Origin of the sequence: Salinivibrio sp. AR640, from assembly GCF_001995405.1 — a bacterium.
GTDB lineage: Bacteria > Pseudomonadota > Gammaproteobacteria > Enterobacterales > Vibrionaceae > Salinivibrio > Salinivibrio costicola.
In genome coordinates this window covers 16,288-38,851 of record NZ_MUFD01000002.1, presented here as the reverse complement: position 1 = coordinate 38,851, position 22,564 = coordinate 16,288, and the positions used below count along the sequence as shown (strand labels likewise).

The 22,564-nt window shown below is 48.4% G+C and carries 17 protein-coding genes; 10 read left to right on the top strand and 7 right to left on the bottom strand.

The features are described 5' to 3' along the window. Nucleotides 1–150: 150 nt before the first annotated feature. The 3 genes from BZG75_RS01740 (at nt 151) to BZG75_RS01730 (ending at nt 3,441) form a co-directional block, all read left to right on the top strand. Nucleotides 151–1,620, top strand: a complete 1,470-nt coding sequence (locus BZG75_RS01740) for a protein adenylyltransferase SelO (RefSeq protein ID WP_077575986.1) — start codon at nt 151–153, stop codon at nt 1,618–1,620. Between the two features lie 229 nt (nt 1,621–1,849). Continuing rightward, entirely contained in the window at nt 1,850–2,905 is a 1,056-nt protein-coding gene (locus BZG75_RS01735; protein WP_077575985.1) for a 3-deoxy-7-phosphoheptulonate synthase, read from the top strand. A 53-nt stretch (nt 2,906–2,958) separates the two neighbouring features. After that, nucleotides 2,959–3,441 (top strand): YajQ family cyclic di-GMP-binding protein, encoded by a 483-nt coding sequence (locus BZG75_RS01730; RefSeq protein WP_077575984.1) that lies wholly within the window; start codon nt 2,959–2,961, stop codon nt 3,439–3,441. 71 nt (nt 3,442–3,512) lie between these two features. Here the strand turns inward: BZG75_RS01730 and BZG75_RS01725 are convergent, their stop codons facing one another. Then, on the bottom strand, nt 3,513–4,250 hold the full coding sequence (locus BZG75_RS01725; RefSeq protein WP_021023239.1) for a substrate-binding periplasmic protein: 738 nt from the start codon (nt 4,248–4,250) through the stop codon (nt 3,513–3,515). Between the two features lie 373 nt (nt 4,251–4,623). Here BZG75_RS01725 and BZG75_RS01720 point away from each other — a divergent pair, with 373 nt between their 5' ends. From BZG75_RS01720 to BZG75_RS01705, 4 genes are all read left to right on the top strand, one after another. Next, nucleotides 4,624–6,315 carry an NAD-dependent malic enzyme gene (locus BZG75_RS01720; RefSeq protein WP_077575983.1) on the top strand — a complete coding sequence of 564 codons (1,692 nt, stop codon included), beginning with the start codon at nt 4,624–4,626 and terminating at the stop codon, nt 6,313–6,315. 114 nt (nt 6,316–6,429) lie between these two features. After that, a complete protein-coding gene (locus tag BZG75_RS01715; protein WP_021023241.1) occupies nt 6,430–7,095 on the top strand; it encodes a SanA/YdcF family protein in 666 nt (221 codons plus the stop codon). A gap of 250 nt (nt 7,096–7,345) precedes the next feature. Continuing rightward, entirely contained in the window at nt 7,346–8,716 is a 1,371-nt protein-coding gene (locus BZG75_RS01710) for an SLC13 family permease (protein WP_021023242.1), read from the top strand. Between the two features lie 121 nt (nt 8,717–8,837). Continuing rightward, complete coding sequence (locus BZG75_RS01705) at nt 8,838–9,917, top strand: ketoacyl-ACP synthase III (RefSeq protein ID WP_077575982.1); 1,080 nt, start codon at nt 8,838–8,840, stop codon at nt 9,915–9,917. A gap of 76 nt (nt 9,918–9,993) precedes the next feature. On the opposite strand, the gene nagK is transcribed toward BZG75_RS01705, so the two are convergent. The 3 genes from nagK to BZG75_RS01690 all read right to left on the bottom strand — a co-directional run bounded on the left by nagK (nt 9,994) and on the right by BZG75_RS01690 (nt 12,152). Continuing rightward, the gene (gene nagK, locus BZG75_RS01700) at nt 9,994–10,896 is read right to left on the bottom strand and encodes an N-acetylglucosamine kinase (RefSeq protein WP_077575981.1); all 903 of its coding nucleotides are present in this window, start codon (nt 10,894–10,896) and stop codon (nt 9,994–9,996) included. A 107-nt stretch (nt 10,897–11,003) separates the two neighbouring features. Continuing rightward, nucleotides 11,004–11,777 carry a tRNA-uridine aminocarboxypropyltransferase gene (locus BZG75_RS01695; protein WP_242413567.1) on the bottom strand — a complete coding sequence of 258 codons (774 nt, stop codon included), beginning with the start codon at nt 11,775–11,777 and terminating at the stop codon, nt 11,004–11,006. A gap of 30 nt (nt 11,778–11,807) precedes the next feature. Continuing rightward, nucleotides 11,808–12,152, bottom strand: coding sequence for a DUF3802 family protein (locus tag BZG75_RS01690; protein ID WP_021023245.1), 345 nt, complete (start codon nt 12,150–12,152; stop codon nt 11,808–11,810). A gap of 436 nt (nt 12,153–12,588) precedes the next feature. Here BZG75_RS01690 and BZG75_RS01685 point away from each other — a divergent pair, with 436 nt between their 5' ends. The 3 genes from BZG75_RS01685 to BZG75_RS01675 all read left to right on the top strand — a co-directional run bounded on the left by BZG75_RS01685 (nt 12,589) and on the right by BZG75_RS01675 (nt 18,448). Beyond that, nucleotides 12,589–15,774: an ATP-binding protein gene (locus BZG75_RS01685; protein WP_077575980.1), complete on the top strand. Its 3,186-nt coding sequence runs from the start codon at nt 12,589–12,591 to the stop codon at nt 15,772–15,774. Between the two features lie 128 nt (nt 15,775–15,902). Then, nucleotides 15,903–16,589, top strand: a complete 687-nt coding sequence (locus tag BZG75_RS01680) for a DUF3334 family protein (protein ID WP_077575979.1) — start codon at nt 15,903–15,905, stop codon at nt 16,587–16,589. A gap of 410 nt (nt 16,590–16,999) precedes the next feature. After that, entirely contained in the window at nt 17,000–18,448 is a 1,449-nt protein-coding gene (locus BZG75_RS01675; protein WP_077575978.1) for a glyceraldehyde-3-phosphate dehydrogenase, read from the top strand. A 71-nt stretch (nt 18,449–18,519) separates the two neighbouring features. Here BZG75_RS01675 and fruA read toward each other — a convergent pair whose 3' ends face one another. From fruA to fruB, 3 genes are read right to left on the bottom strand one after another with little or no spacing between them, the layout of a single operon-like run. Further along, the gene (gene fruA / locus BZG75_RS01670; RefSeq protein ID WP_083717921.1) at nt 18,520–20,256 is read right to left on the bottom strand and encodes a PTS fructose transporter subunit IIBC; all 1,737 of its coding nucleotides are present in this window, start codon (nt 20,254–20,256) and stop codon (nt 18,520–18,522) included. A 28-nt stretch (nt 20,257–20,284) separates the two neighbouring features. Continuing rightward, nucleotides 20,285–21,241, bottom strand: a complete 957-nt coding sequence (gene pfkB / locus BZG75_RS01665; protein WP_077575976.1) for a 1-phosphofructokinase — start codon at nt 21,239–21,241, stop codon at nt 20,285–20,287. Further along, complete coding sequence (gene fruB / locus BZG75_RS01660) at nt 21,238–22,434, bottom strand: fused PTS fructose transporter subunit IIA/HPr protein (protein WP_077575975.1); 1,197 nt, start codon at nt 22,432–22,434, stop codon at nt 21,238–21,240. Before fruB ends, pfkB begins: the two co-directional genes overlap by 4 nt. Between the last annotated feature and the right edge of the window lie 130 nt (nt 22,435–22,564).

Genomic DNA, 22,564 nt, shown 5'->3' with positions numbered 1-22,564 from the left:
CACGATAAAAAATAATGCCCCCAAGTATACGCAATTTGCACGTAAGATGCGTTGTTGATCCGACGCGTCGCAGAAAAAATACCCTTACTTTCTGTCTCTTGTTAGTCGTCGTAACCCTGTTAGGCTGGCTAAAGCAAATAAGGGGGAAACATGGCAGTATTTAATGGCGAACACATTCGGTTTAGTTTTAGCCAGTTGGGCAGCGCATTCGGTAAGTCCGTTACACCAACGCCGCTATATAACGGGCGAATTTTAACCTTTGACGCCACCTTGGCGGAAAAACTCGGCTTAACCGATGCAGACATCAAAAGCGATACCTTTCGCGCGTTATTATCGGCAGAGCAACCCTTGGCCGGCCGCACGCCTTTTGCCATGAAATACACGGGGCACCAGTTTGGTCAATACAATCCCGCGCTCGGTGATGGGCGTGGCGTATTACTGGGCGAGTGGCGTGATAACAGCGGCACACTGTGGGATTGGCATCTAAAAGGGGCCGGTAAAACACCTTATAGTCGCCATGGTGATGGTCGGGCCGTGTTACGATCAACGCTCCGTGAATACTTAGCCAGTGCAGCAATGCGCGGACTTGGCATCCCAACCACGCACGCCCTCGCCATGGCCACGAGCGACACGCCCGTCATGCGTGAGCGAATGGAAACCGCAGCAACGTTATTGCGGGTGACAGAAAGCCATGTCCGTTTTGGTCATTTTGAGTATTTATTTTTTAGCCAACAACATGACGCGCTGCGTACACTGGCCGACTATGTGATTGCGCGTCATTTCCCTGAACTTGCCAAAGCCGAGCAACCGTATGCGGCATTGCTGCAAGAAATTGTCGAGCGCACCGCTGGAATGATCGCTCAATGGCAAGCCGTTGGTTTTAACCATGGCGTGATGAATACCGACAATATGTCGATCCTGGGCCAAACCTTTGACTATGGCCCCTACGCATTTTTAGATGATTTCAATCCCAGCAATATTTGCAATCACACGGATCACACCGGACGCTACGCCTTCAACCAACAACCCGCCATTGGACTTTGGAACCTCTCCGCATTGGGTTACGCATTCACGCCATTGCTAGACAGCGCGGTGATCAACGACATTCTTGGCGGCTATGAACATCATTTGCAAGTGGCATATAGCAAAGCAATGCGTGATAAATTGGGCTTATCGGACGCACAGCAGGGTGATAGCCATTTATTTAATGCGCTCTTTTCATTGCTTGAGAGCGAAGGTGTCGATTATACCCTTTTCTTTCGCCGGCTCAGCGAGATTGAAAACGATGCCCTACTCACCGCACAAAGCCTCAGTCAGTTTTCAGACATGATTGCCGATACCGACAGCTTGAGTGAATGGCTAAGCGATTACCATCAACGTATCCATCATCTTGATTCGCTTGAACGACTAAACCGTATGCGAGCAACAAACCCTGGATTTATTTTGCGTAACTCTCTGGCTCAGCAAGCCATTGATGCCGCAGAACAAGGTAACATGCAACCTACGCACGATCTTATCACTGTATTAGCCGCTCCCTTTGATGCACATCCGGCATTGGCCTATCTCGCACAACGGCCCGCGGAAGAAGACAAAGATCTCACCTTGAGTTGTTCATCCTAGTGCTGAGTATTAAACACACAGATTGATCATGGGATTGAGTGACAGGGTAACATAATAACCTTCATTCAATCCGTCAATCATCGTCACGCGTAACCTGTTGGTAGGCGTGACACCTTGCCGCTCTGGAAGAAAAAATCCAACAGATATCACATTGATGCTTTCACAGGCCGCTTTTTTTGCTATCTTACTGGCTTCGCAACAGATAAAAATGTGAGGAAGGCTGTCCTCTATGCCACTGAAAACCGACGAGCTTCGAACCCGTGTGGTCGATACCATGCCTACGCCTGCAGAGGTGGAAGCTGCCCACCCCGTTACTGACAGTGTTGCTCACCACATAACCACCGCACGACGTGCGATTAGCGATATTCTCAATGGCCGAGACCCTAGACTACTCGTGATCGTCGGCCCTTGCTCGATTCACGATCCAACCGCGGCCCGTGATTACGCAGCAAAGCTCAAAACCCTAGCCGATCAATACACAGATCAATTATTGGTGGTGATGCGCACCTATTTTGAAAAGCCGCGCACCGTTGTCGGTTGGAAAGGCTTGATCAACGATCCCCACCTCGACGGTAGCGGCGACATTCGTGCGGGGCTATTCACCGCGCGTGAGTTACTGCTCGATATCAATAAAATGGGTTTACCGACGGCGACCGAGTTTCTCGATATGATTACCGGTCAGTATATTGCTGACCTAATTAGCTGGGGCGCGATCGGCGCTCGAACTACTGAATCCCAAATTCATCGCGAGATGGCGTCAGCGCTCTCAAGCCCTGTTGGGTTTAAAAATGGCACCGACGGTAATATTACTATTGCCGTCGACGCGATTCGTGCGAGCCGTGAATCGCATTTGTTCTGCTCGCCGGACAAACATGGCGCCATGACAATCTATCGCACTGCCGGCAACCCTGACGGCCATGTTATTTTGCGCGGCGGACACCAGCCGAATTATCACGCGCATGATGTACAGGCAGCCGCGAACACGCTGGCAGGTTTTGGCTTACCTACCAAGCTTGTGGTTGATTTTAGCCATGGTAATTGCCAAAAGCAGCACCGTCGTCAATTAGAGGTGTGTGCAGACATTGCCGCGCAAATCCATGGTGGCGAGCAAGCGATCGCTGGCATTATGGCTGAGAGTTTTTTACAAGAAGGTAATCAAGCAATGGGGAGTGCCGATTCACGCACCTATGGTCAGTCGATTACCGATCCTTGTCTCGGCTGGGAAGATACCGAAAAGGTTTTGGCTCAACTTGCCAACGCTGTCATGGCGCGAAAAAATACATAACCATTGATTGAACATGGGCATGTCCAGAGCATGCCCCCAACTAGGATGAGACTATGCCTTCATTTGATATTGTGTCTGAAATTGACAAAGTGGAACTCAAAAATGCCGTTGATAATGCCAATCGTGAACTGGCAACACGGTTTGATTTTCGTGGTGTGGAAGCCAATTTTGACTTGGATAAAGAAGCGGTAAAAGTGATTGCTGAGGCTGATTTTCAAGTGAATCAAATGATGGATATGCTTCGCAACAATTTGGCCAAGCGTGGCGTTGATGCACGCGCGATGGATATTCAGGAAATGGTCCATTCCGGTAAGAGCTTTTCACAGCAGGTGAAGTTCAAAAATGGCATTGAGACGCCAGTGGCGAAAAAGATCACCAAAGCGATCAAAGATGCCAAGATGAAGGTCCAGACGCAAATTCAAGGTGAGCAAGTCCGTGTTACCGCTAAGAAACGCGACGATTTACAGGCTGTAATTCAATTGATCAAAGACAGTGATTTTGAGCAACCTTTTCAGTTTGAGAACTTCCGCGACTAACGGTTTAAGCCTCGAACTATCTAAAAGCGGGCGCCTGAAGCGCCCGTTTTTATTCTTTGTGATGCCCCGCGCTACTTGTAGTTATTTTTTATCTCATCGAGCGTGCCGTCCATGATCGCCTGGTCAACGCCTGCTTGCAGTTTTTCAACATAGCTGTCTGGTGTATTGTTACTTAGACTGTAATAAAGCTGTGATTCATTTAACACATGCACCACCTCAAACTGGCTGGTATCGATATTACTCTGGCTCATGATATACGCACTCACATTTTCTTCATAAGCCCACATATCTATCCGCCCAGCGGCTAATTGTTTTGCCAACAAGTCCGGTTTCGGGGATAAACGAATTGATTTCTTGCCAACGCCCATCGTTTCTAATAGGTGTTGACCCACATCATCTCGTACCACGCCAACTTTGTAGTCAGCAAAGTCACTCGCGTTATTGATTGTTATCTCTTTGCTTTTTGGCGCCCAAACCACCACTTTGGTATCGGTAATGGGCCCAACCCATTTAAACTTATCTTCACGCTCTGCGGTGCGTGTGGTTGAAAAAAGGACCGTATTGGGTTCAGACAACGCGGTCGCATAACCACGAGCCCACGGTTGCAATTTCACTTGATCACGGCTAATTGGCTCACCCGCCGCCTTAGTCGCAGCCTCTAGAAAATCAACGGCAATCCCTTTTAACTCACCACGCTCTTCATAATTGAACGGGGGATACACCTCTGTAATATAATCTAAATCGCTTAAATTAGCAGCGAGAGTCGTGGTCGAAAAAACCAGCAAGCTGGCGGCAATAAGTGACTTCATTGGACTACCTCTTTTTACCTTCCATTAAATGTGTACAGCCAACATCTTTATTATTAGCTTTCAATCAATTGCTGTCGGTCACCGAGTAGCAAGTTTAAACCGCACTGCGTTGTGGCCTACAGGCAAAGTGTAGACCCCTCGCTCTTCTCTTGCGCAACTTTGCTAATACCCACACCGCACATTGAGGTAAAAAAGTTGAATTAGGTCACCATTCATGCCTAAACTTTACCCTTTATTGCAAATCGCCTGGGGCTATCGCTACCTAACGCACAAAAAGCGTTCGGCAAAGGACATAAAAACGCCACGAAGGCACATGATAACGCCCAACATTCGTCATCGACCCAACGAAAAGAACCATCGAGTCTGATCATTCATGAATAATCAAAAACGTCCTCTTTATATCCCCTACGCGGGGCCAGCTCTGCTAGAAACGCCACTATTAAACAAAGGCAGCGCATTCAGTGTTGAAGAGCGTAAGTTCTTTAACCTTGAAGGATTATTGCCAGACGCGATAGAAAGCATTGAAGAACAAACCGAGCGCGCCTATCAGCAATACCAACGCTTCGAAAACGATATCGATAAGCATATCTATCTTAGAAATATTCAAGATACCAACGAAACGCTGTTTTACCGACTGGTATCGAACCACATCACCGAAATGATGCCTATCATCTATACCCCCACGGTTGGGGCGGCGTGTGAGAACTTTTCCAATATTTATCGCCGCGGACGCGGGTTATTTATTTCTTATCCAAACCGCGATCGTATTGATGATGTTTTAAACAATGCGTCTCGTCACAATGTCAAAGTGATAGTGGTCACCGATGGAGAACGGATTCTGGGATTAGGCGACCAAGGGATCGGTGGCATGGGCATCCCTATCGGAAAGCTATCGCTCTATACCGCGTGCGGTGGGATCAGTCCGGCTTATACGCTTCCCATTGTTCTGGATGTAGGAACTAATAACCCACAACGGCTCTCCGATCCCATGTATATGGGATGGCGCCACACTCGGATTAGCGGCCAAGAGTACGATGCATTTATTGAAGAGTTCATCCAAGCAGTACAGCGCCGCTGGCCTGAAGCATTGATCCAATTTGAAGATTTCGCGCAAAAAAATGCCATGCCAATCCTAGAACGCTATAAAGACAAGGTGTGCTGCTTTAATGATGATATCCAAGGGACGGCAGCAGTCACCGTGGGCTCATTAATTTCCGCGTGTAAAGCGGCTGGCACCAAGTTGTCTGAACAGCGGATCACCTTTTTAGGCGCGGGCTCTGCCGGTTGTGGTATTGCAGAAGCTATCATTGCACAAATGGTCGCGGAGGGCATTTCAGATGCACAAGCTCGCTCACGCGTGTATATGGTCGATCGCTGGGGTCTATTAGTCGATGCAATGCCAAACTTGCTCGACTTCCAACAAAAGCTGGTACAAAAAAGCGAGGCACTAGCGGAGTGGCAGCTAGAAGATAGCAACATCTCACTATTAGACGTGGTTCGAAACGCGAAACCCACCGTGCTCGTCGGCGTATCGGGGGCACCAGGGTTATTCACTGAAGATGTCATTAAACAAATGCATGCCACCTGTCCACGCCCTATTATTTTTCCTTTATCTAACCCCACGAGCCGGGTCGAGGCGACGCCATTTGATATTTTGCGTTGGACCGATGGTCAAGCGCTAGTTGCCACAGGAAGTCCATTTGAGCCCGTCCGTTTAGATAATGGCAAAACCTTCCCCATCGCACAGTGTAACAACAGCTATATTTTTCCAGGCATCGGGCTTGGCGTATTAGCCGTCGGGGCTTCTCGTGTTACCGATGGCATGCTAATGGCCTCATCGCGAGCACTATCCGAATGCTCTCCTCTGGCGAAGCGAGGGATCGGCGCCCTGCTCCCACCGTTGGAGGATATTACCCAAGTATCAAAACGCATTGCGTTTGAGGTGGCTAAAGAAGCGATTATTGAAGGCGTCGCCGCCGAGCTCTCTGATGAGGCACTGAAAAAGCGCATCGAGGAGAGTTTTTGGTCACCTGAATACCGCGCTTACAAACGCACCTCATTTTAACCAAAGACTGACAGAAAAAGCGCCTACTCAGGCGCTTTTTTTGCTACCATTCCATCTACTTGCCGCACCCGCTATTATCGAGTGCTGTCCGTCAAAAAAGGGATACAACGCACCATGGCTCTCCGGCGCCTCGTTCGTCAGGCGATAATCACATCGGCTATACTCACAGCCCTTACTGTTATTCTCATGGCGGCTAGCGATATCGCAATCACGCTTAACGCCAAAGGGCGTGTCTATAAAGATGTCGATGTCTTGCCCAAAAGACAAGTGGGGCTCGTACTCGGCACCAGTAAATATATCGGCAAAACCTCAAATCCTTATTACACCTATCGCATTGAAGCGGCTGAGGCGCTTTATCATGCAGGAAAGATTGACCACCTGCTTCTTAGCGGCGACAACGCTCATCGGTCGTATAACGAACCCTGGACGATGAAACGAGATTTACGCGAGAGGGGCATCGCGGAAGAGGCGATCCATCTTGACTATGCCGGCTTTCGGACACTCGATTCCGTTGTTCGCGCCAAGACGGTTTTTAGTCTTGCTCGTTTTACCGTCATCACGCAGCAATTTCATTGTGAACGTGCGCTGTTTCTTGCGGATGTAAACGATATTGATGCCATCTGTTACGCGGTACCAAGCCCCAGAGGCTGGGCCGGTACCAAGATCCGCGCCAGAGAAATACTGGCACGCACTAAAGCGGTACTAGACAGTTTTATTCTCAATGTGAAACCAAAATTTACCGGACCTAAAGCACCGATAGATGGCCTCTCAAACCGATAACTCCCTTCTGACGTTATGACCAAGCGTTCTGCCATCGATGCTGCCCGAATCACAATTTTTACATTGTTTTAATCATTTGTTTAAAAACCTGCCTGCAATCGATTAACACCCTGACCAATAAAGCGTATATTAGCCATCGCTTGGTAATCTGTTATGGCTTGTTTTTGCTTATAAATCCCCGTTATCAAGCGAATCACACAAATATTATAAATGAGTACAATACCTGATAACGTTTGTAAAAGGACGCCCTATGAACCTGCAATCCCTTTATTTACACTCCTGGAAGCTCGATCGAAAAGCCTGGATTTTATTGGCTGATATTGCGTTGTTTTTCGTTTTATATCACAGCTTACCTTTTGCCGCCGACGTAACAACTGGCCTCAGCTTACTGGTCTTTATCGCCGTGCTTTGGCTCACCGAAGCCATCCATGTCAGCATGACAGCGATATTGGTGCCGATCATGGCAGTGGGTCTCGGTGTGTTTGAAACACCGGCGGCGTTGTCAAACTTTGCTAATCCTATTATCTTTCTGTTTCTAGGTGGGTTTGCATTAGCGGCGGCATTGCAAGCTCAAGGGCTCGATCAAGCGATTGCCAATAAAGTATTAACCATCGCCCAAGGAAAAATGTCAGTGGCAGTCATGATGCTCTTTGGTGTCACCGCCGGTCTATCGATGTGGATCAGTAATACAGCCACGACAGCAATGATGCTTCCTTTGGTACTCGGTATCTTACATAAGGTGAATAATCAAAAAGATCATGGCACCTATGTTTTCGTTCTGTTGGGGATTGCTTACTGTGCCAGTATCGGTGGCATCGCGACCATTGTCGGTAGCCCACCAAATGCCATCGCCGCTGCAGAAGCTGGGTTGAGTTTCGCAGACTGGATGAAGCTTGGACTGCCTGTCACGCTTATCCTACTGCCAGTGGCTGTTGTTGTGTTGTATTTTTTAACCAAACCGAATCTTAACTACAGCTTTGATGCCGACAAACGCGGTTTTGAGTGGACCACGCCACGTTTAATCACCATTGCTATCTTTGCGCTTACGGTGTCGGCGTGGATCTTCAGTAAACCCTTAAATGCCATGCTCGGTGGTCTCAGTAAATTTGACTCGATCGTCGCGCTGTCTGCGATCGTACTACTGGGTGCTGCCCGAGTGGTAAAGTGGAAGGAAGTGGAAAAAACCGCAGATTGGGGCGTTCTATTATTGTTCGGTGGCGGTATTTGCTTAAGCAACGTACTCAAAGAAACAGGCACCAGTGTATTCTTGGCGAATCACCTCAGTAGCGCGCTGACCGGCTCCGGGTTGTTCTTTACCATGCTTGGTGTCGTCGCGTTTGTTATATTCCTCACAGAGTTTGCCAGTAACACCGCCAGCGCCGCACTGTTAGTTCCCGTCTTCGCGACCATTGCAGAAGCCTTAGGCGTGTCCCCCGTGGCACTATCGGCGTTAATTGCCATTGCAGCATCCTGTGCCTTTATGCTTCCCGTTGCCACCCCTCCTAACGCCATTGTGTTTGGATCTGGGCATATTGAACAACGTGATATGATGCGGGTTGGCATGTACTTAAACCTTGTTTGTATTGTGGTTCTTGCCATTTTTACCCGTTTATTCTGGTAATCTCGCTCACTACCTGGCATTTGCGCCAGGTAGTGTTTTTCGCGTCTTCTCGTCTATCAAAATTGTTTCAATTGAGTTTCAGGTTTACACTAGCGCAACGCTTAATAACCCGTAAACGACTATGGCATTTGCAGAAATTACTGGCTGGGGTAAATGTCTCCCGCCTGCTGTGTTGAGTAATGATGACCTCAGCACCATCTTAGAAACCAATGATGAATGGATCCGCTCGCGCACTGGCATTGAGGCGCGTCGAGTGAGTCATGTAGAAACCTCGGACTTAGCAACCGTTGCTGCCCATCGAGCCCTGGCGGCTGCAGGTATCGACGCGAGCCAGTTAGACTTATTGATTGTCGCGACATGCTCGCCAGATACCTTAATTCCTAACATCGCTTCAAAGGTTCAAGGAAATATTGGCGCCCTACATGCAGCCGCTTTCGATATGAATGCCGCCTGTACTGGATTCCTTTATGGATTAGAAACGGCTACCAAAATGTTGCAAGCTGGCCATTACCAGCACGCACTGATTATTGGTGCAGAACACCTTACTTGGTACTTGGATTGGAGCAAACGCGATACCGCCGTGTTATTCGGTGACGGAGCGGGGGCAGTCGTGGTGAGCAAAAGCGATCAAGAAGTAGGCTTGTTGGATGCGCAACTCGGATGTGATTCAGCAGGAAGAGACGTATTAGCCATCCCGGCATTTGGCACCGCTATGGATCGTTTTGATCCCGACAATGGGCATTTTTCGTTTGACTTTATCGGTCGCGATATTTTTAAACGCGCGGTGAAAGGTATGGGCTCTGCGGCAAATCAAGTGCTTGCCCGCAATCAACTTAACGCCGACGACATCGATCTTGTTGTTCCTCATCAGGCGAATAAACGGATTATTGAAACCTTGTGTGAGCATGCCGGTATTGAACTGGATAAAGCATTTATCAATATCCAGCATTACGGTAATACGTCTGCCGCAACAATTCCTATCGCCTTGTGCGAAGCGGTAGAACAAGGCGTCGTCAAGCCGCACAGTCAATTGCTCACCGCGGCATTTGGCGCTGGGCTTACCTGGGGCGCAGGACTGATTCGCTGGAGTGAGCGAACCACACCTATCGCGCAATCAAATGCAGACCTACCACCCACCGATAAAACGGCACTCGAGCTATTAGACGACGCAATTAATCACTGTCAAAAGTCGAATAAGTAGTAACGCGAGAAAGCTAAGAGCCAAAAAGCCGACAATCAAGATGTCGGCTTTTTCTTAGCAGGGTTTCATTGAGGCATTAGGTTAAATGCAAGAATGCCGCGCCACGCACTCCACCCGCATCGCCATGCTGTGCTTTAACTATATCAGGCGCATTTGCCGCTGACAGTAAATGCTGAGGTAAGCGCTCGGAAATGGCGTCATAAAGCTCATCAAAATTAGATAAGCCGCCGCCAAGCACAACCATGTCAGGATCGAACGCAGTTAAAATACCGCCTAAAGACATTGCCAACACATCAAAAAAGCACGCTACAAATGCCACTGCATCGGATTCACCCGCTCGGTAGTTTTCGATAATCTCAATCGCTGATAGAGGCTGATAAAAGTGGCCATACAATTGTTCGAATCCGCGCCCTGATAGGTAATTATCTAAGCATCCTTTGTTGCCACATCCACAATCAAACATCGGTGGGTGATCACCAAGACGCAACCAAGCATCAATCGGCATCCGCATGTGACCAACCTCGCCAGCCATCTGGTTTTTACCATTGATCACCTTACCGTTAATGACTAAACCACCACCAAAGCCAGTGCCAAGGATTAAACCCAAGACTGTTTTCGCCGACTGCGCTTGCTCATCCCAGGCTTCCGATAACGCGAAACAATTAGCATCATTACTGATACGGACTTCTCTACCAAGGCGTGCTTCTAAATCTGCACGTAACGATTGTCCATTGGCTGCAGGCACATTAACGGTTAGAACCGTTCCATCTTCTGCTTGTGAGCCAGGAATACCAATACCAATGGTTCCCTGCCCTCCCCATTTAACATCGTGTTTTTCTACCAATTGGACGATGGTTTCAACCAACGCCGCATAATCCTGCGTGGGGGTTGGATGACGTTCGGTCGCAATACGATTAAGTTGTTTGTCAAACGCGCCGAACTCAATTTTTGTGCCGCCCACATCAAAGCCGTAATACATGGCTAAGTCACCTTCGTGTTTGTTTGTCGTTATATAACCAGATTATCCACCAAAAATAGCCTCAAGTCCGTGATTCTGGCCAAGTTTCGTAGTTTTTTAACCAAACGTTAGCCATCGGCATTTTCGTGTGTATCACATTGATCCTGGCGATGAAGAAGCAGGGACAACGCGTCTCGCTCTGGCAACGCCTTTTGTCGTTTACCTGCCATATAGCGCTCGCTAAATACATCAAACCATTGATTCAAATATGCGGCTGCCATTTGCTCTTGATTTGCGATCAGTGCCTCTGCAGCCACTTCTGCTGTTGCAAGCTGATTCTCGCCGTGAGCATCACGCACTTGATAGCGTGATAATGCCTGAGGTTGAATACTTAAAACCGGAAAACGATCAAGCCAAGGGCTCTTTCTGAAAATCTTTTTCGCTTCTCGCCAGGTTCCATCGATAATAATCAACAGCGGACGTTTACCTGACACGCCCACAGTCGGGGCACTCACGACACGCTCAGGCGTCGTGTATTGAGACGGGAAAACCACAAAAGGTTGATAATCGGGATGGGACAGAAGCGCTAACATCTCAGGGTCCGGCTCTGTTCGTGACCAAATAAACGCATAGGTATCGGCGATACAGTCAGCAATCAGCCGGCCGGTATTGCTTGGCTTCAATATCTCATCGTCATACATCAGCAGCATAAAAGCGGCGTGTGTCTTGTGAGCCGTTCGGTGGGCGCAGATACAATAATGACGAACCAGCATGCACTGCTGACAACGATCAACCCCGGCACCACGGGCTAGATAAGGGCGGGTAGCACGCGAGAGGCGTGCTTTATAAAGGCGCTGAATCGCGTGATTCTGCTCTATTTTTGACATCGCTATTTTTGACATCAAAGTATCTAGGTTATTAGTGGCTGAGTACTAACGAAATTCAACCATGGCGCCATCAAATAAATTTTTGACTAGCGCCACATACTCTTCTAAAAAGCCCACTTGCTCCGCCGTGACAGGTTGCTCCCATCGCCCGGCTAAGACTTCTTCCATATCTTCAACCACACGATCGGCTTCACGGAGTATGGTAAACCTTAACGCGGATGAGAGCCCAGGATTCTGCTCACAAATGGTCATGATGTTAGAGGCGACGAGATCGTGCACGATATCTGCAATGGTTTCATCGCCAATGGCTTCACCGGGTTGCTCAAAGACGGTGAGATTGAACGCAAAGTGCTCGATCAGTGCCTGATACCCGTCTGAATCTACTACCATGGTTACTTGTCCTTAGACTGTTCATATATCGCTATTGTATCGCGAACATCCGCGATGTGCGCCCCCAGAGGACGAAATTAGAAAGCGAGTCACGCTTCACAGCACATCACGTGCTTTATACTGTTTCCATGCACCTTATACGATTCGATGCATCTTGTACTATTCGATGCACCTTACATACGATTCCACACGCCTTATAGTATAAGATAGCATGCGCAATAACACGTACTGGCTTATTGCTCGTGTACATACAGTGGCAAAACTGTGAACGGTAAGCCTTTCTTGCTTATCCATGCCACACTTTACTCATGCAAACTGCTGACCCACTCTTCTTTGCAGTATAGCTTTGGTTTGCAGTGATGAAAATAAACCACACACTGAGCTGTTTTCACGGATACGCCCGAATCAATCGCTCACAAGGATGTAGGAAAAAACCATGAAGGTAAACCGTCCGCGCCCATTTAGTAAGAGCATTGTCAGCAAAATCGGATTAATCATGACGTTTATCACGCTGATGGTGCTCGGATTATCGGTTTCAAGCTATATCATGCAAGAGCGTGTCAATCGTGATGTAGAGCGCGCTACCCATCACGAAATTCCTAGCGCCATTATTACGATGCAGATGCTACGTTCGGTGAGCGACATGAATGCTAGCATGCTTAAATATGTCATGGGACGGCACGAATCGCTATCAGTGTTTCTAGAGAATCAACAAGACTTTGAAAACGCGCTAAAAAAACTAAAAACCATCAAACCCGATGAAAAACAACAACTCGAAAAAGTCAGTCAACTCTACGAACGCTTTCAACGCATCGCACATCAAAAAGTATTAACCGAGTTTGATCCGGTGGCTGAGCAATGGGCACGCAAGCAATTGATACGATTATCCATTGATGTCGCTCGCCCAATTGATAACCTCGTTGCCGAACTCAAAGCCACCCAGGAGTTAAAGCAACCTGACAACTTAGCGGTATTACAATACCTTGACGAGCTCGTCGATGAAAACGGCGATATGCTTACCGAGCTAAATCAGTATTTAGAAGGTCGCACGAGTAGCCGTCAATACTTTATGGAAGATATGGTTACCTTTGAGCAATATTTGTCATTAACACAGTTCGAGCTTAATGACCCTGCCTCACTCAAAAAAATTGCGCGATTAAACAATCACTTTACTAGCTTTAAGCGCAGCGGTATTGCCATTTTTAACAATTACCAACCGAACGCCAAAGTCGCTGCCATGAAGGCAGTTCGCACGCTCAGCGATCATGAGTATCATGCGCTAGAGAATGCACTTTCCCGTTTTGCACAAGGCACAGGTAATGAAGTTACCCGCTCAATGACCGACTTACAATCTATTCTTCATTCCAATCAATTGAATCTTGGCTATTTATTGTTATTTATTTTGTTTGTCAGTAGCGGCATGTATTTTTATATTTATCAGTCTTTTACTCAGCCAATCGCCGCGCTGGCAGATTCGATGCAGCGACTGGTCGCGGGTGACATGACACCACCGTCTAGTCATTTTCAAGATAGAACCGATGAAGTCGGAAAGATTGCGCAGAGCTTAGTGATATTCCGAGCCCACATTATCTCGCGCAACCAAGCACGTGAGCAGTTGATAGCAGAAAAGGAACGAGCTGAAAGTGCATCTCGGGTTAAAGCGCAGTTTCTTGCCACCATGAGCCATGAAATACGCACCCCCATGAACGGGGTCATCGGGATGTTGGATCTACTGCGTCGCTCTTCGCTAACCCAATCCCAACACGGGTTGCTGAGCACAGTAAGAGAATCAGCCCTTTCATTGCTTTCGATTATTAACGATATTCTTGATTTCTCCCGCACCGAATCAGGAAAACTGCAGCTGGAGCAGGTTACCTTTTCTCTCTCTGAAACGGTTGATCAAGTGATGGACACGGTGAGCCACAATGCCAAAAAACAAAATGTGACATTGTCACTATTTATTGATCCTGAACTGCCTGACTCACTGATTGGCGATCCTAACCGGCTTAAACAGGTCCTTTATAACCTTGTGGGCAATGCAATTAAGTTTTCTGGCAGTCACCGTGACAAGCTGGGAAAAGTCGATGTCAAAATCACACAGTTCGACACAGGCACACCGGAAAAAACAGGATTGAACGTCACAATAGCGGATAATGGTATAGGCATCAGCCCCGACAAATTAGACACCATATTTCAACCCTTTAACCAAGCAGAATCATCCACTACGCGTGAGTATGGTGGGTCCGGACTCGGCTTAGCGATTTGTAAAAATATTATCGATTTACTCGATGGTGAGATAACGGTTGAGAGTGAACAGGATAAAGGAACCGAATTTCAAGTTCGCTTAAGTTACACCACTGACAGATTAGGTGCACCTCATCCTGCGCCACTTAGTCGTGACGATATCGACACACTGTTTATTTACCTTGATTTACCCGACGGCGAGCTAAAACACGCCATCAACCTCTATCTCAATCATTTAGGTATTGCACATGCGACAGCTAATCCAAACGAGACGCTTATCCTACAAAAGGAGGCGTCAAGCACGCCTGCGCTTGTCGCTGCCAGACATGTTCTCTTGATCACTCAGGACACAAGTGACGAGACGCGTTTTGATGCGCTTGGGGTGAAACACATCATTGCGCTACGAGAGAAGCTGTCACTGAATACCCATCCTAACAAATACCTGGTCGAGCTTTTTGCCTCACCGCTCACTTATCGCCGCTTAGTGCATGGGATCCGTGTGTGTTTAGGCTTAGACAGCCCAGAGGTTAGCATGTTGGGGGAATCTCTCGAGCTAAATATTATCCCCGATATGCAAGCAAGAGAGCGCCATGGCAAATCGATACGTGGACATATACTGGTTGCCGAAGACAACCCCACTAATCAACGCGTTTTGACACAACAACTCCATTATCTCGGTTATCACGTTGTGATGGTTGATGATGGTGAACAAGCATTGCAGGCTTACCAAAGCACGCGCTTTGATCTGGTCTTAACAGACTGCCATATGCCCAATAAAGATGGTTATGCACTCGCAGCCGCATTGAGAGAGCAGCAGTCATCCACGGGATACGTCCCTATTATCGCTATTACTGCCAATGCACTCAGTGGTGAAGACGCACGTTGTTTTGCAGCGGGTATGGATGATTATATCACCAAGCCCATTGAGTTAGAGCAGCTCGAAAGCCGCTTAAGTCACTGGCTTCACCAAGGTTCCCATTCAACCACCGACAAGGCGCAAGAGGAAACGTCTACCCTCTCTGTGCAACACGAGAGCTCGCCAACCGTTTTAGATTTAAGTGTTATCGAACGACTCTACGCCGGCCAGAAACACGCTTATCTTGATATCATTGCGATATTTCGCCGGCGCAGTTTACCGAGCATCAACACGCTGAGCCAGTTAGCGCCGCCGTTTACAGATTGGCAAGATATCAAAGACACAGCACATAAACAGAAGTCCGCGACAGGCAGTATTGGCGCAACAGAATTGCATCAAGCGTGCCTTGACGCCGAACATGCTGCCAACACACAGGACACACAAGCACTTGTCAAAGCGTTAGCGCAGATGCAAACGGCGATCATACGTCTGACTCGTGCGCTCGACACGCTTGAGACTTAATGTGTCCAACATCAAAAATAGTGAATCGGTGTGATCCCTTATCCGAATATCTAGAAAATCGGTGTACAAACCTCGCGTTCCGGTGCCACACTCAAGGTAAGTATCAGCAACCAAAACGGTAGTGAATAATGAGAAAAACCAAAGTTGTCACCTCCGAGGACATCCTGCTCAAACTATGTCAATCTGCCACAGCAGTGTTAACCAAAGCCACGGACTCTCCCGTGCATCATGCCGCAATGGTGCAAAAAATAGTCAAAACCAGTCTTAAGCCGGATATCGGGTGCTTTGTATTATTTGATGGCGGCTTTTCGGGACTCGTCGTGATTAACTTCTCCTCACAAGCGGCGTTAGAGATTTATCGCAACTATATGCAGCATATGGGGATCCCCGAAGAAGAGCTTGCCACTCAACATACAGCGGATGAAGTCGGTGATGTACTTGGCGAACTGATGAACCAAATCATCGGTGACTTCACAGGCAAGATTAAGCGCTCAATTCAGACGTCTATCACGCAAAACCAGCCGAAGATGATGGCGGTGAACAAAAATATCTCCGTGTCTGTCGACAGCAATATTGATAAACCTCAAGCGCGCCGGGTCAGCTTTACCACCGAAAATAATCATATTTTTTATCTAGAACTCGCGATGGAACGCACTGAATTCATTCAGCTGCAAGATTTTGAAGAAGGCGAAGAAGTCGATCCGGATTCTATTTTAGAGGCAGAAACCGTGCGTCAGCTGGAAGGAAAATCTAACGATAAAAATGAAAAGAAAGACAATGGCAGTAACGACTTGTTAGATGAACTCGGGATCTGAGCACGAACGCCCATATAAATTAACATCGAACTTAAAAATCAGTGAGTTACGCCTCAATTCGTGAACAAGTAGCCATTATTGTTGCTTGTTCGCGACTTTTTTGTGTTTTACCCACTTAATTTTCGACAAAAAACAAAATAACATTTCATCTTTTCCCGCTCACAATAATATTGAATTTATCGCTTTTGTTTCATATAAGTTACCATCTTGATCACAAACTTCCCGCTCTATTACTCGTTCTTATCGCTCATAATCATACATGAGTGGTTGAATTTTAGGACTTATTTTTAGTAGGTGAATAATTCTGGGTCATTTAGACTGCGCAACAAAATAATAAGGCTGGCAATGATCAGTCCATTACCCTACTGGGCACCCTGCCCACCCACAATCATTCGTGAAAAGGTCGATTCATGAGTCCAGAACACTACCTACTCGACTGGCAAACCAGTCAAACTCACTCTGAAACCATGTATCCGCTGTTGAGCCAGCTCTATCGCCAAAAAGGCGTAGAGATTCAACTCTTTGGCCGTCAGCTTATCAACGCTAGTACCATTGATATTATTAAAGCTCACCGCGTCGCACGTCGTTACACTGGCGACACATTAGCCCCGAGCCAAACCCTCCCTTTAATCGAAGCGATGGCCGAACTCGACCTGGCCCCGAGTAAAATTGATATTGGCCAGCTGGCGTGGACGTACTGGCAATCACATGACAGTGAGCATGGGATTACTGATTTTCTTCATAGCCAATTGAATCACTTAATCGGCACTGGCAACAGCGTCGAGCCCAAAGATGTGGTGCTTTATGGTTTTGGCCGTATTGGCCGGTTACTCGCACGTCTACTGGTTGAGAAAAGTGGGCCAGGCTATCCATTACGTTTACGTGCGATAGTGGTCCGTGGTGGCAAAGAAGGCGATTTGGAAAAACGCGCCAGCTTATTGCGTCGTGATTCGGTGCACGGTCCATTTAATGGCAGCATTACTGTGGATGAGACCCGTAATGCTCTGATCGCCAATGGTAATTTCATTCAAGTCATTTATGCCAATAACCCAACTGAGGTCGACTATACCCAGTATGGCATTCACCATGCCTTAGTGGTCGATAATACGGGGATGTGGCGTGATGAAGAAGGACTCGGTCAGCATCTTGATAGCAAAGGGACAGACAAAGTCTTGCTAACCGCCCCAGGTAAGGGCGCGCTTAAAAATGTGGTGTTCGGTGTCAATCATGATGTCATTGGTCACGATGACAAAATTATCTCCGCCGCCAGTTGCACCACCAATGCGATTACCCCAGTGCTCAAAGCCATGCAGGATAAATTTGGCATTGATAGTGGTCATATTGAAACCGTCCATTCGTTTACCAATGATCAAAACTTAATAGACAACTACCACAAAGGCGATCGACGTGGTCGTTCAGCATCACTCAACATGGTACTGACGTCGACGGGCGCAGCAAGCGCGGTAGCAAAAGCATTGCCGGCACTAAAAGGAAAACTCACTGGCAACTCAGTGCGTGTCCCAACCCCGAATGTCTCGATGGCGATTGCAAACCTCAACCTCAATCACGCCACCAACAAAGATGAAATCAATGCGTACCTGCAAGACGTCGCGCTCTACTCGCCGCTTTCAGGCCAAATCGATTATACCCAATCCACCGAACTCGTCTCGAGTGATTTGATTGGATCTCGCTTTGCTGGCGTGGTAGATAGCCAGGCGACGATTGCCGAGGGTAATCGCTGCGTACTGTACATTTGGTATGACAACGAGTTTGGATACAGCTGTCAGGTCATCCATTGTATGGAGAAAATGATGGGGGTTCGCTATCCTGTGGTCCCTCAGCCGGAATCGTTATCATAAGCAACACAGCGTTATCATAAACAACAAAAGGCCCATCAAGGGCCTTTTTTACGTGCGCGTTTTAGGTCTGACTAAGACGACTGGGTTGCCGTCAATGGTGATGCTTGGCTCACCGGCTTAATCAACGCATAGACTAAACCTGTCACCAAGGTACCGGCCGTAATGGCGGCGAGATAAAGCAAGACAGGGCTAATCGCATTTGGGATGAGCAAGACAAACAAGCCACCGTGCGGCGCCATTAATTTCGCGCCAATCAACATTGAGATCGCCCCCGTTAATGCGCCACCGGCAATACACGATGGAATAACACGCATCGGGTCTTTCGCTGCAAACGGAATCGCGCCTTCTGAAATAAAGCACAGTCCTAAAACGAATGACGCTTTACCTGCTTCTTGTTCGGCATCGTTAAACTTGCGTTTGGCAAGGAAAGTCGATAAACCCATTCCTAATGCCGGCACCATGCCTGCAGCCATAATGGCAGCCATTGGCATGTAGGTACCGCTTTCAATCAATCCAACGCCAAACGTATACGCGGCTTTATTCACCGGGCCACCGAGATCAAAGCACATCATGGCGCCGAGTAACACGCCTAAGATGACGGCATTGGTTGAATTCATGCTTTGCAAGAAGGTTGTTAAACTTTCCATCGCCACCGAAACGGGGCCACCTACCACATAGATCATCACCAAACCGGTAAATAAACTGGCCAATAACGGGATCACCAATATGGGTTTGAGCGCTTCCATTGAAGCCGGTAAGCTGACTTTGTCCGCAACGAATTTAGCGCTGTAACCGGCAATGAAACCAGCCAGAATACCCCCTAAGAAGCCCGCGCCTGTTGAGGCTGCAAGCATACCACCGATAAGCCCGGGTGCCAGGCCCGGACGATCCGCGATAGAAAAGGCAATAAAGCCCGCCAGTACCGGGACCATCAGCGCAAACGCGCTACCACCGCCAATTTCCATTAAGGCCGCTGCAAGCGTCCCTTCTTCTTTAAACGCCTCAATACCAAACACAAACGAGAGCGCAATGGCTAGCCCCCCGGCCACAACCAAAGGCAACATGTGTGACACCCCGGTCATAAGGTGTTTATAAACGCCACTCCGTTCACCTTGGTTTGCAGTGCTATTCGCGGTATTGGTTTGTCCGGCTTGGTGAACGTGGGCGTTCGCCAAAGCATCATCCAAACTTTGTGCCGCTTTTTTCAACGCGCTCCCAGTACTGGTTTTATATAAACGTTTACCGGCAAAGCGACTGAGATCGACCTCAATATCCGCCGCGATAAAGACAAGATCCGCTTGTTCAATGTCTTGATCAGTTAAGTTATTTTTCGCCCCCACCGAGCCACGTGTCTCGATCTTAACCTGATACCCTCTCGCCTTCGCGGCTTCTTCAATCGCTTCAGCGGCCATGAAGGTATGGGCAACGCCCGTCGGACAAGCCGTGATCCCGACAATACGAACCGGTTGTTCGTCACCACTTTCACTGGATACGGAAGCCTCATAAGGCTGGGCCTGATTCGATACCGCCGTCAACACGGCCTGTGCGTCCACCATGACTTCATCAAGGCTTGCCTGGTAAACAGGTTTACCATTAAAGCGCGCCGTCTCTTTCGGATCGCCAACGAGCAGCACGCGATCGGCGTGTTCTATCTCTGCGGCTGACAATACTTTTGTCGATTGGACACTCGACTGACACTCTATTTGTGCCGTCCATCCTTTTGCATCGACGGCTTGCTCGAGAAGCCCCGCCGCAATAACAGTATTGGCGACACCACTAGGGCATGCCGTAACAATGACCAGATTCATACCTTCTACCCCACTTATGGATTGGTTTTTATTGTGCATGCACTGACAACTCAACAGGCGACACGCTGATTTGTTCGGATAATTGATTCACATTTTCATGATTGCTCACCCCCACTCCCACTTGAGTGACGGCAAGCGCCGATATGGCAACGGCACGGCGAAGTGCCGTTTCTTTACTCAGCCCAGCTTGACAGCCAGAGACCAGACCCGCGACCAAGGAGTCCCCCGCACCAACGGTACTCACCACCTGCTGGGCCGGCGCTACGGCTTTTAACCAGCCTTGATGATCGCGCCACAATACCCCATCAACCCCACGCGAAATGACCACGTTAGCGATCCCTTGGTTAAAGAGCTGTTCACCACGCGCTAATAAAACAGATTGCTCATTACTGATAGATTCATTAATACACTGTGCTAACTCCGCTTCATTGGGCTTAACCAACCAAGGCGTTGCATCAATGGCAGCACGAAGCGCGTGTTGACTGGTGTCGACGACCACTTTTTTGCCTGCTTCTCGCAAGGTGCTAATCCACATCACCAGCTGTTCGGTGGTGACACCTGGCGGTAAACTGCCCGCCAATACGATCCATTCATGGCTTGCTGCCAATGCGTGCAAGGTCTCGGTCAACGCATCAATATGGGTCGGGTCTACCGCCATGCCGGGAAAATTTAAATCCGTTACCCGGCCTGTATTTTCTACCAGCTTGACATTGGTACGGCTTACCCCTGGCACGCGCAAAAAGTGATCGGCAACGCCGTGTTCAGCAAAAAGCTGGGAAAATGGGTCTTGATTGTCTGCACCGAGAAAGCCAGAGACCGACACAGTGGCCCCTAAATCGCTTAACACACGTGCAACATTGACGCCTTTTCCTGCAGGATGCAGGGTGTAGTTTTGCACCAAGTTGACATCACCCGGTTGCAATGCCCCGACACTTCCTGTCATATCGAGAGCTGGATTAAAGGTGACGGTTAAGATGGCACTCATGCGTGTTCTCCTAATCCGTCTTTAATGGCATTCCCGAGTGCAGAAATCGCCTGCGCTGCATCCGCACCTTGCGCGGTAAAGTGCAATTGATGACCATGTTTTACCCCTAGAGCAATCACTTTCATCAAGCTCTTCGCATTGACCGAATCTGATTGGGTCGACGCATTGGCAACTTGAATATCCGCATCAAATTTTTTCGCGGTGTTGACCAACATTGCCCCTGGACGTGCATGCAAACCATGCGTATTGGTGATGGTAAACGTACCGTTTTCACCTTCTTGAGTCGCTTTATCGGTCGCTTTTTGACGTTCATCGGTCGACGCCATCGCTGGCGCTGGCGATGCCCCTGTTGACGTCTGGGGAATGCATGCGTTGACCAGCGCCTGTGGCGAGAGGTCAATACAGGTCGCCAATTGATCGTCGGCTTTCCACTGCGTTAAGGTTTTCAAGACAGGAACATGGGCCGCATTATTCGCTGCTATGCACCAAAGTGCATTGACAGACTGCGCGTGATGCGTCAATGACGTTGCCGGCATCACAACGGATACGCCTGTTTGTTCAACGCCTTGATTAATCCCAAGCAGCCAATGCCCTTGACCCAAATGAATAGGATTGCCTGCCACTAACTGGCTCACGCCCTCGTGATTGATACAATGATGGTTTTTGAGCAGGCCGGCTCCCACTGCTTGGAGGGTAGTCATGTCTGAAGCTGGAAAGCCGCTCAGTATCATCTCTGGTTTAAAGGTTAGGCTTTGTGCGCCGGTTGTTTCACCATTGAGGATCGCAACGACCTCTTCAGCACGCTCAACCTTTTGCAATGCTTCCTCAACGCCCTCTTGAGATAGCACACGGGTTAACTGGCGTAGAATACTAAGGTGCTCATCAGACTTAGCGGCAATACCAATGGCCACATATGCAAGATTTCCGTCTCCCCAATCCACACCATCAGGGAAATGAAAAACCTGCACCCCCGTTTGTTTAACCTGATCACGGGTATCGGTTGTGCCGTGTGGAATGGCAATCCCACTGCCCAAATAGGTACTGGTTTGTGCTTCTCGCGCTAACATGCCGTCTTGATAGCCGGCCTCTACCAGTCCTTTTTGCGTCAGCAAACCGGCAATGGCTTTAATCGCGTCTTGCTTGGAGGCAGCATGTTGCTGCATATGAATATCTTGTGCGTTAAGTGCCAGCATGAGGGCTTTCCTCTTATTTCAATGCCAAGTGCAAAGGGTCAATGCCAAGTGCAAAGGTTCAGTGCCAAGTGCAAAGGGTCAGTGCCAAATGCACGGGTTAATCGTTTTTGTCACGCCAGACCACGCTGTC